Genomic DNA, 10,090 nt, shown 5'->3' with positions numbered 1-10,090 from the left:
CCACCAATCCGAGACCTCGGGGGCAACGTGTCCAACTCGGAAATCGCCATTCTCTTCTTCCTGCAACTGACCGCCATCCTCGCGGCCTGCCGCCTCGTCGGCCTGCTCGTCCGGAGGATGGGGCAGCCGCAGGTCGTGGGCGAGATGATCGCCGGCGTCCTGCTGGGGCCGTCCCTGCTGGGGCTGCTGGCTCCGCACTGGCAGGAGAAACTGTTCCCCACCGGCCCGTCCATGACCATGATCTACGTGGTCGCCCAGGTCGGACTGGTGCTGTACATGTTCCTGGTCGGCCTGGAGTTCGACACCGGGCTGATCCGTCACCGAATCCCCAGCGCCGTTTCGATCTCCCTGTCCGGGGTCTTCGCGCCGCTCGTGCTGGGCGCCCTGACCGCGGCGCTGCTCGTGCGACAGGACGGCAAGTTCTTCACCGAGGGCGTCGAGACCTGGCAGGCCATGCTGTTCATGGGATCGGCCATCGCCATCACCGCCTTCCCGATGCTCGCCCGCATCATCTTCGAGCGTCGGCTGACGGGGACTTCGCTGGGCACCCTCGCACTGGCGGCCGGAGCCACGGACGACGCGATCTCCTGGTGCCTGCTCGCGGTCGTCCTCGCCGTGTTCAAGAACGACACACAGATCGCCTTCCTGGCCATCGGCGGTGGCGTCCTCTACGCGGTTTTCGTGCTGACCGTGGGCAAGCGGCTGCTGAGCCGACTGGGCACCAAGGCCGAGCGGGAGGGCGGGGTGAGCTCGCCTCTCATGGCGCTGGTGCTGATGCTGCTCATGCTGGCGGCCTGGTTCACCGACTACGTCGGTATCTACGCGGTGTTCGGCGCCTTCATCCTCGGCGCGGCGATGCCCCGCGGTGTCTTCGCCGAGCGCATACGCCGCGCCTTCGAGCCGCTCACCACCCATCTGCTGCTGCCGCTCTTCTTCGTGTTCTCCGGCCTGAACACCGAGATCGGCCTCGTCAACAGCGTCACGCTGTGGGGAGTGGCGCTGCTCATCCTGCTGGTCTCCGTACTGGGCAAGGGCGTCGCCTGCTGGTTCGCGGCCCGGCTCAACAAGGAGCCACAGCGTGAGGCCCTGGCGCTGGGAAGCCTGATGAACGCGCGGGGCCTCATGGAGCTCATCCTGCTCAACATCGGACTCCAGGCCGGCCTGATCACCCCGACCCTCTTCACCATCCTGGTCTTCATGGCCATCGCGACCACGCTCATGGCCACCCCGCTGTTCGAGCTCGTCTACGGCCGGTTCCGCCCCCAGCCCGCTCCCGTCCCCGAAGCCGCCGAAGGGGCTGCCACGAGCCTTGCCGAGGCGGGAGGAGGTTCGCGATGAGCCTGCCGCTCGGCACGCTGCTCAAGCCGATCTTCCCGCTGTCCGCCGAGTCCTTTCCCAAAATGGCGGCTGAACGCTTCGGCGCCCAGGAAGACATGGACAAGACCTGGCTCATGTTCGAGCCGGTCGCCCGCACCCTGGTGGACAGCTTCTACATGACGCTGAACCACCCACGCCACGAGGACCTGGTCCCACGGCTGAACGCGACGCCGCCCGAACTGCGGGGCATCGCCTACGAGGGCGCCGGCATGGGGCTGATGCTGCTCGACAGCCTCGCCCCGTACAAGAAGCGGCTGCCCGCTTTCATCCACGGCCCCGGCGCGCCCTACCGGTGCCTGATCTACATCGGTGCGGGACTCGTCCTGCCACGTGTCCCCGTCGCCCCGCAGCGTTTCCTCGCCCGTCAGGACCCCTTCCTGCGCTGGCTGGTGATGGACGGTTACGGCTTCTACGAGGGGTTCTTCTCCTGGCGTGACACGGTCGAGCGGCACCGGCCCCCGCGCCGGATCCACGGATACGCGGCCCGCGCCTTCGACCAGGGCCTGGGGCGCAGTCTGTGGTTCTCCACCGGCGCCAATGTCGAACGGATCATCGACACGGTGAACTCCTTCCCTTCCCGGCGTCAGGGTGACATCTGGAGCGGCATCGGCCTGGCCTGCGCGTACGCCGCGGGCGTCATGGACCGCAACGCCGTCGTCACCCTCCTGAAGGCGGCCGGCGAGCACGGAGCCGACCTCGCCACGGGCACCGCGGTCGCATCGATCTTCCGTGAGCAGTCCGGGCAGCCGGCCCCGCACACCGACCTGGCGTGCGAGGCCGTGTGGGGGAGGGGAGGGGCGGAGGTCGCCGCCCTCGCCCACGAGGCCGGCCTGCGCCTGGGCCGAGCGGGCACCGACGACCGATCGGACCCGGAACCCGCCTACGCGCGGTGGCGCCAGGAGATCCGGGCCGCCTGGCTCAGCACCTCGGTCCCGGTCCCGGGAGTGAAGGAGCTCGGCGCATGACCACTGTCGGAGCGGTCCGCAGGCGGCTGTTCGGAATCCCGTCCGCCAAAGCGGTGTTCTCCCGGCCGGGATTCGCCCCGGAGGCATGGGAGCGGTTCGCACCGGTGGCGACCTCTCTCATGGAGGGCTACCACGCGGCACTCGAGGACCCCAGGATGCCCGTTCTCGCCTCGCGTCTGGAGGCGGTCGAACCCGCGCTGAAGGGGTTCGCCTACGAAGGCGCGGGCATGGGGCTGGCGGCACTGGACGCCACCGCGCCCTGGAAGCGGCGGCTCGAGGCCTTCGCCGCCGGGCCCGGCGCTCGCCATGTCTACCCGGTCTACGTCGGGGTGGGCCTCGCCTACGCCAGGCTGAGGCGAACCCCGGAAAGCCAACTGGCCGGGCTCGACCCGCTGCTGGGCTGGGTGACGGCCGACGGCTACGGATTCCACGAGGCCTTCTTCAAGCGCCGGCGCTACGTCGAGCAGCACGCCGTACCGACGCGGCTGTCCCGGCACGGCCGGCAGTACTTCGACCAAGGAGTGGGCCGCGCGCTGTGGTTCTCCAACGGCGGGGTGGTCGACCGTGTCACCCGGCTCGTCGCCGGATTCCAGCCCGACAGGCACGCGGACCTGTGGAGCGGTGTAGGTCTCGCGTCCGCCTACGGCGGTGGCGTGGACGAGGCCGCCCTGCGCGCGGTCCTCGCCCAAGCCTCCGCCTACCGGCCACAACTGGCCCGGGGTGCGGCGACCGCCGCGTGGGGACGCCGCACCGCGGGCAACCCGGCCGCGCACACCGACCTCGCCTGCCGGATCTTCTGCGAACGCGGCAGCGATGACGCGGCCGACGTCGTCGAGGAAGCGGCCCGCGACCTGCCCGTGATCAGCGTGGAACCCCGCTACGAGATCTGGCGCAGGCGCACCGAAGACCGGCTCGCTGCCTGAGCGTACGAAGAAGAGATGCGAAGAAGAGATGCGAAGCAGAGGTACGACGAAGAGGTACGACGAAGGGAATCGGCCGTGTACGACGCCATCGTGATCGGTGCCCGTGTGTCCGGCGCACCCACTGCCATGCTGCTCGCCAGGAAGGGGTACCGCGTACTCCTGCTGGACCGGGCCACCTTCCCCAGTGACACCGTCTCCACCCACATGATCACTGTCGAGGGCAGCGCCCAGCTCCGGCGCTGGGGGCTGCTCGGCCAGATAGAGGCCTCGCGGTGCCCGGCCGTGACGAACATCGTCCTCGATCTCTGCTTCGACAGGTACGGCCACTTCACCCTGGAGGGCTTCCCCTACCCGGACGACGACGGATTCGCCGCCATCTACGCCCCCAAGCGCACCATCCTCGACAAGATCCTGGTGGACGCCGCCGCGGCGGCCGGCGCCGTGGTCCGCGAGGGTTTCACCGTGCAGGAGGTGCTCACCGACGACGGCAAGGTCGTAGGGGTGCGCGGACGAGGAGCCAGCGGCATCTCCATCACCGAGCGGGCCCGGATGGTCATCGGCGCGGACGGCATGCGGTCGATCGTCGCCCGGACCGTCGAGGCCCCCGAGTACCACGTCGTACCGCCCAAGGCCTTCGGCTACTACACCTACTGGGACGACGTGGAACTCATGGGCCTGGAGTTCTACACCCGCCCCGGCAGCACCGTCATCGCCTTCCCGACCCACGACGACCAGGCCGCCGTCTTCGTCGAACGGCCCGAGCGTGACTTCGCCGACTTCAAGACCGACGTGCGCGCCCACTACCTCAAGACGGTGAACGACATCGCGCCCGGGCTGGGAGCACGCCTCGAAACCGGGCGCCTCGCACATCGGTTCATGGGCGCGGGGAACCGCCCCAACTTCTTCCGCAAGCCCTTCGGACCCGGTTGGGCCCTGGTCGGTGACGCCGGTGTCCACAAGGACCCCATCACCGCACAGGGCATCACCGACGCGTTCCGGGACGCCGAACTCCTGGCCCAGGCCCTCGACGCCGGATTCTCCGGGAGGACGCCCCTGGAAACGGCGCTGAGCACCTACGAGTACAAGCGCAACGAGGCGCTGAAGCCCCTCTACGACTTCATCGTCGACCACGCGGCGATGGAGCCGTTCGACCCGGCTTTCCAGGACGTGCTCGCCGCGATGCGGGGCAACCAGGACGCCATAGACCGGTTCTTCGGAGTCATCCAGAACACCGTCCCCTGGGCGGAGTTCTTCACCCCCAAGAACCTGTCCGCCCTCATGGGGCTCACCGAAACGGACGTCCACGACGGGCCGGAACTCGCCGAGGCCGGCTGAGTCGGCCGGACCGACCGACCGACCATCTTCGCAGCGGAGGTTCCCATGACCTACGTGATCACTGAAGCCTGTGCGGACAGCAAGGACGCCGCCTGCTGGGAGGCGTGTCCCGCCGATGCGATCCACCCCGGACCGCGGGACGCGTCCTTCGGGGAGCACGCCCAGCTCTACATCGACCCGACCGCGTGCATCGACTGCAGCGCCTGTGAACCGGTCTGTCCGGTGGAGGCGATCTACCCCGAAGAGGACGTCCCGGAGGCGTCACAGGACTCCATCGCGGCGAACCGCGACTTCTTCGCGGCCCGCCCGTCCTGAGACCACAGTGCCGAACGCCCTTGAGCTGCAGCGAGCAGACAGGGAGCCGGTCATCTCCGCAGGTCAGGCAGGGCGAGCGTATCGCCGAAGGGCCGTCCGGAACCGGGCAACCGGTGCCGGACGGCCCCCTGCTCTCGGCCGACGCCCAGCGGTCGGCGGGTTGGTGGCGCTTCCTGAAAGCGGTCTGACCGCGCTCGCGTGCCCTGTCAAGGGCCGGAGCCGGTTGAGCGGCAGTAAGTGTTGCTCAGGATTGTGTTGATCCGCTTGCCGTCGGCTTCGGTCACCCGGTGGTTCGCTGTGCTGAACCGCCGAGCGGCGACCTGATCAGCATGGGGGACGTTGCGCCGGAGGTCGACGCATTGTGCATCGGCTTTGGCGATGTCCTCGGGTGCGCCGAGCGCAGGGTCGACATAGCGCAAGGCGCTCTGGAGCGCGGCGATACGCGCTGCTTCGAAGGCCTCATCAACCATGGAGCCCGTGTCCGGCGCGGGGTCTGCCGGGAGGCTGTCGGCGGGGGGCTGGGGCGAAGCGGTGTCCGGAGCGGCCGAGGTCTCGGCCACACTCGCTGACGTCCCGCCCCCGCTCGGTTCGTCCGGGGCGACCTTGCCCGGACCGTCGTTCCCACATCCCGCGAGCAGCAGCGCCACGATGGGGGCGGCCACGACGGGAAGGCCTGAGCGTCGCGTGAAAGGCGTCCGGCGCATGTCTCCACTCCTGGGCGAGAACTGACGGCTCCTTGCCGGCCTCATCCTGGCGGGTCGTGCCCGGGACCGGTCCCGGCCCGGGGCGGCAGGGCGGGCCAGACCCCCTCAAGCTCCAAGACTCGCTGCGGTGTCAGTCTGCTGAAGTATCCTTCCCGCCGCCGCACACCGACTGGGAGGACCAAGAGAATTGACTGGCCTGTCTGCTTTCCCGATGCCCTTTCATGCTTCCCGTTCCATATCGTTCGCAACACCCCGCACGCTGCGGGAACTTCAGATGATGCAGTGCAGCGCCCACATTCGGGCGAAGCCGGGATGGTTCGGCAAGATGAACGACGCCGACATCGTCGCCAGGTGGACGCAAGAAGCGGTCGCCCAGGGCCTGACCGAAGCGCAGGTTGGCTACGTGCTTGCCGAACTCGCGCATTACGCCGCACTGCGGGACGGAGTAACCGGCGTCGAGGTCTCCGCCGTCGACGGGGTGTGGCAGTCGGACACTCTGGTCGACAACGAGCTCAGATCCCGGCTGCGCGACGCGGTTCGGGTTCTGGAACAAATCCCCGAAGCGGAACAGGACTGGCATCCTGGATCCGATGGTCAGGTACTGGATCTGGTTCATCCCTCACTGTTCTGCCTCGTGCGCGAGGTGAGCGGCGCGCCGGAGTGGGCTTGGCAGAACCCGACGGACCGCTATTCGCGGTATGAATTCTCGGAGAGATTCCAGTGGCTGCCCACTGACGTCGACGTCAGTGACGACGGCGATGTCGCCTTCCGTTCGTACATTAACAACGTCCACCCCGATACTCATCGCGAACTAGCCGCCGTCCTGCCGGACTTGTTCGCGCGCGTGCGCCCGCTGCTGGAGAACGTACTCACCGATCTGCGCCATCCGCGGCCCCTGCGGATCGAGACCGATCCTTACGGGTGGTACGACTCGGAGCCGGAGTATCCGGACAAATCATCCTACGGTGATGATGAGGCCTACGCGGAAGCCGTCCGTGCATGGGAAGTGGCCCAGGACGACTGGTGGGAAAACCGTCGCCCGGTCATCCCGGACGCCCCGGCCTTCACCCCGCCCGAGTTGCCCGATGAATCCGCCCGAGTCGACCTGCGCGGTCGCCGTCTCCAGGTCATCGTCAAGCTCGCCACCATTCATCTCACCCCGGACAAGCCCGAGTACTCTGGCGGTTCCTGGCATGTCGAGGGGATGTTGAACGAGCGGATCGTCTCGACCGCCATCTATTACTGGGACAGCGAGAACATCACCGAAAGCCGGCTGAGTTTCCGGGCGGCACTCGACGACCCGCACTACGAGCAGAACGACGACAACGGTCTGCGTGAGGTTTATGGCCTGGAGGACGAAGACGCGCTGAACCAGATGCTGGGATCGGCGTCTACCCCGGCGGGCCGCTGCCTGGCGTTCCCGAACATCCTCCAACATCGCGTCGGCTCATTCCGCCTCGAGGACCACACCCGCCCGGGATATCGCAAAATTCTCGCGTTCTTCCTGGTCGACCCGTCGGAAAGGATCGTCTCGACATCCGATGTGCCACCGCAACAACCATGGTCCGACACCTCGACCATGACGCTTGAGCAGGCCATGAACTACCGCGAACAACTCATGCAGGAACGCAAGTTCTTCGTCAACGAACACAACGAGCAGCTCTACGAACGAGAATTCTCCCTCTGCGAGCACTGAATCTCTTCCATCCTGAAGACGCGCAGGTCAGGAGGGTGTGGACAGCCTCGACGATGGTGCCGATACGGCGGGTGGAGCACTGGCCCGCCACCGACCCGGTCGGGCGGCTGCTGCGGATCTCGCCGACGCTGCCCGGCCGCGCGCACGATCTCCCTGCAGCCCGCACCCACCGGATCATCCGGATCTGTGAACGCCAGGGCGTTCGCATCCTCGCCGCCCGCGCCTACAGGGGAGCCGGCCCGTGGCACCCCCCCAGACGCCGGGCGGCGGCGCCCTGCGGCCGGAACCCGTGCCGGAGGGCGAGCCGCCGCAACAGCGACGGTGGGAAGGCCTTCGCCCAAGGGCAGAAGCCCGTCATGGTCTTCCTGTCGTGGATCACCAAGGACTGCACCCCCCGCCGGTCGGCGCCGCAGGACACTACCTGGTGATCGAGGTGGCGGCGCTGCCCGAGTCCGCCCGGTGGGCGCTGGTCACTCGGGGCTGAACGAGGGCGGAAGGTTCGTCAAAGGAAGTTGGACCGTCCCCCTCCGCAACGGCGACACCACGGCCTGCCTCTCGCCGGACGACGCGTACCGGCTCCCGAACGACGGCTTGCGCGTGCGGCGGGAGCCCGCCGCCACCACGCCGGCACCAGTGCCGCTCTTCCAGAGCACCCCCGACCGCCCGAAGGGGCTCGTTGCCGAGACAAGCGGAGCGGCACGTTGTGGCGATGGTCACGACCCGCTTCGACCCCCGTTGCGTAGGCTGGCGTAGGTCATTCGCGGTGGGGCAGCACAGCTGCTGGGAATGCGTCTGAGCGCCCACGGCCGTGGCCTGATGCACCGTCAGGAAAGTCGGCATTCGGTCAGCATGAGTCCTCAAAAACCCAGGGAAAGCTGCCCGGACATGCGACTGGCTGTAAGGTGTGGAAACAGCCCTTGACCTGCATAAACGCAGGCAGGGAGCCTACTTGCAGGAGTACACCGATGTTGCGCACCATGTTCAAGTCCAAGATCCACCGCGCCACCGTCACCCAGGCCGACCTGCACTACGTGGGATCGGTGACCATCGACGCGGACCTCCTCGATGCCGCCGACCTGCTCCCCGGCGAGCTCGTCCACATCGTGGACATCACCAACGGCGCCCGTCTGGAGACCTACGTCATCGAGGGCGAGCGCGGCTCGGGGGTCGTCGGGATCAACGGTGCCGCCGCTCATCTCGTCCACCCCGGCGACCTGGTGATCATCATCAGTTACGCTCAGCTGGCCGACGCCGAGGCGAGGGAGTTCGAGCCGCGGGTCGTGCACGTGGACGGCGCCAACCGGATCGTGGCCCTGGGCGCCGACCCGTCCGAGCCGGTGCCGGGCTCCGACCAGGAGCGCAGCCCGCAGGCCGTGCCGGTGGCCTGACCTCACTCATCTGCAGCCTGACGACGGGACCAGGAGCGTGCGTGGCATGAGCGGCACAGAGATCCGCGACGACCGGGCGGCGGGTCGCTTGGAGGCCCTTCAGGGTGACGAAGTCACGGGCCGCATCGAGTACTTCGTCCTCGAGTCCCCGGCGCGCGCCCTCGTCCCCGTCCACACCATCGTGGAACCTGCCCACGAGGGGAAGGGCATCGCGGGCTCCCTGGCACGCGAGCTGTACGTCATGGCGGCGCGCGAGCAAGTCGTCGTCGCGCCGCTGTGCCCGTACGTCGTGAAGTGGGCCGAGCGCCACCCCGACGAGGCCCCGGCGGCCGACCCCGAGCTGCTGGAGGCGGCGAAGGACTGGCTGCGGGCGCACCCGGGGAGGTTCTGATGCTCGCCCTCCTGCACACCTCGCCCTTGCACATCCCCGTCTTCGACGCGCTGCGCGACGAGGACCATCAGGGCCTTGAACTACGGCACTTCGTCGACGAGGAACTGCTGGCCCGGGCCCGCCGCGAGGGCCCCGAAGCCGTCGTGGGCGACGTCCGGGACGCGCTGCGCAAGGCCGTCGCCGACGGTGCGCGGGCCGTGCTGTGCACCTGCTCGACCATCGGCGGTATCGCGGAGGCGGCCGCCGCCGAGGCCGGGGTGCCGGTGCTGCGCGTGGACCGTCCGATGGCGGCGGCCGCGGTGGCCGAGGGGCCCCGTGTCGTCGTCCTGGCCACGGTGGAGAGCACGTTCGGTCCGACGGTGTCCTTGATCGAGGAGGAGGGCCACCGTGCGGGGCGCCCCGTCGACGTGCGGACCCACCTCGTCGAGGGCGCGTGGGAGCACTTCGACGCGGGGGACCTCGACGGGTGCGCACGTCTGGTGGCGTCCGCGGCGGACGAGGTCACGGATGCCGACGTGATCGTCCTCGCCCAGGTCTCCATCGCACGGGCCCAGCAGCTGACCACGACACCGGTGCCCGTACTGTCCAGCCCCCGCCCGGGCCTGGCGGCGGGAGCTCAGGCTCTGCACCCGCGGTAGGCCCACCTGGGCGCCCGCAGTGACGCGGGTGAGTGACTGGTGGCGCGGCCGTCGGGTACGCGGGGGAGTAGTCCAGAGCCGACGCGTACCGATTGGCTGGAGGACGCCATGACGAACCCGTTCCCGGACCCCGTCCACCCGGACCCGACCCCGGGCCCGGAGCCGCAGCCCCCGAAGCCACACCCGGTCCCGCCCCCGGAGCCACCGCCGGCCCCCGAGCCGCCTCCGACCCCGGGCCCACCTCCCACGCCCGGGCCGTCCCCGACCCCGGGACCGCCTCCGACCCCGGGTCCACCCCCCACGCCCGGGCCGCCTCCCACGCCGGGGCCACCCCCGCCCGCACCGTCACCGCCGACCC

9 protein-coding genes and 2 pseudogenes are annotated in these 10,090 nt (G+C 69.0%); 10 read left to right on the top strand and 1 reads right to left on the bottom strand.

The window, feature by feature from the left end:
- Nucleotides 1–27 precede the first annotated feature (27 nt).
- The 5 genes and pseudogenes from EHO50_RS41065 to EHO50_RS41045 all read left to right on the top strand — a co-directional run.
- Nucleotides 28–1,338, top strand: a complete 1,311-nt coding sequence (locus tag EHO50_RS41065) for a cation:proton antiporter (protein ID WP_220096495.1) — start codon at nt 28–30, stop codon at nt 1,336–1,338.
- On the top strand, nt 1,335–2,342 hold the full coding sequence (locus EHO50_RS41060; protein WP_128436967.1) for a DUF1702 family protein: 1,008 nt from the start codon (nt 1,335–1,337) through the stop codon (nt 2,340–2,342). Before EHO50_RS41065 ends, EHO50_RS41060 begins: the two co-directional genes overlap by 4 nt.
- Entirely contained in the window at nt 2,339–3,265 is a 927-nt protein-coding gene (locus tag EHO50_RS41055) for a DUF1702 family protein (RefSeq protein ID WP_128436966.1), read from the top strand. Before EHO50_RS41060 ends, EHO50_RS41055 begins: the two co-directional genes overlap by 4 nt.
- Nucleotides 3,266–3,340: 75 nt before the next feature.
- Complete coding sequence (locus EHO50_RS41050) at nt 3,341–4,600, top strand: NAD(P)/FAD-dependent oxidoreductase (RefSeq protein ID WP_128436965.1); 1,260 nt, start codon at nt 3,341–3,343, stop codon at nt 4,598–4,600.
- A gap of 45 nt (nt 4,601–4,645) precedes the next feature.
- Nucleotides 4,646–4,897 (top strand): annotated as a pseudogene (locus tag EHO50_RS41045) (4Fe-4S dicluster domain-containing protein); the annotation flags it as partial.
- Between the two features lie 224 nt (nt 4,898–5,121).
- On the opposite strand, the gene EHO50_RS41040 reads toward EHO50_RS41045, so the two are convergent.
- Nucleotides 5,122–5,577, bottom strand: coding sequence for a hypothetical protein (locus EHO50_RS41040; protein WP_128436963.1), 456 nt, complete (start codon nt 5,575–5,577; stop codon nt 5,122–5,124).
- A 229-nt stretch (nt 5,578–5,806) separates the two neighbouring features.
- On the opposite strand from EHO50_RS41040, the gene EHO50_RS41035 reads away from it, so the two are divergent.
- The 5 genes and pseudogenes from EHO50_RS41035 to EHO50_RS41015 all read left to right on the top strand — a co-directional run bounded on the left by EHO50_RS41035 (nt 5,807) and on the right by EHO50_RS41015 (nt 9,732).
- Nucleotides 5,807–7,315, top strand: a complete 1,509-nt coding sequence (locus EHO50_RS41035; protein ID WP_128436962.1) for a DUF4246 domain-containing protein — start codon at nt 5,807–5,809, stop codon at nt 7,313–7,315.
- An 89-nt stretch (nt 7,316–7,404) separates the two neighbouring features.
- Nucleotides 7,405–7,560 (top strand): annotated as a pseudogene (locus tag EHO50_RS41030) (IS5/IS1182 family transposase); the annotation flags it as partial.
- Nucleotides 7,561–8,280: 720 nt separating this feature from the next.
- Complete coding sequence (panD, locus tag EHO50_RS41025; RefSeq protein WP_128436961.1) at nt 8,281–8,703, top strand: aspartate 1-decarboxylase; 423 nt, start codon at nt 8,281–8,283, stop codon at nt 8,701–8,703.
- A gap of 46 nt (nt 8,704–8,749) precedes the next feature.
- On the top strand, nt 8,750–9,094 hold the full coding sequence (locus tag EHO50_RS41020; protein WP_128436960.1) for a GNAT family N-acetyltransferase: 345 nt from the start codon (nt 8,750–8,752) through the stop codon (nt 9,092–9,094).
- Nucleotides 9,094–9,732: an aspartate/glutamate racemase family protein gene (locus EHO50_RS41015; protein WP_128436959.1), complete on the top strand. Its 639-nt coding sequence runs from the start codon at nt 9,094–9,096 to the stop codon at nt 9,730–9,732. The genes EHO50_RS41020 and EHO50_RS41015 overlap by 1 nt, the downstream gene beginning before the upstream one ends.
- The last annotated feature ends 358 nt before the right edge of the window (nt 9,733–10,090 follow it).

Source organism: Streptomyces cyaneus (genome assembly GCF_004028635.1).
Lineage (GTDB): Bacteria > Actinomycetota > Actinomycetes > Streptomycetales > Streptomycetaceae > Streptomyces > Streptomyces cyaneus.
The sequence above is the reverse complement of the archived record's forward strand: the minus strand, read 5'-3'. Positions and strand labels throughout refer to the sequence as shown.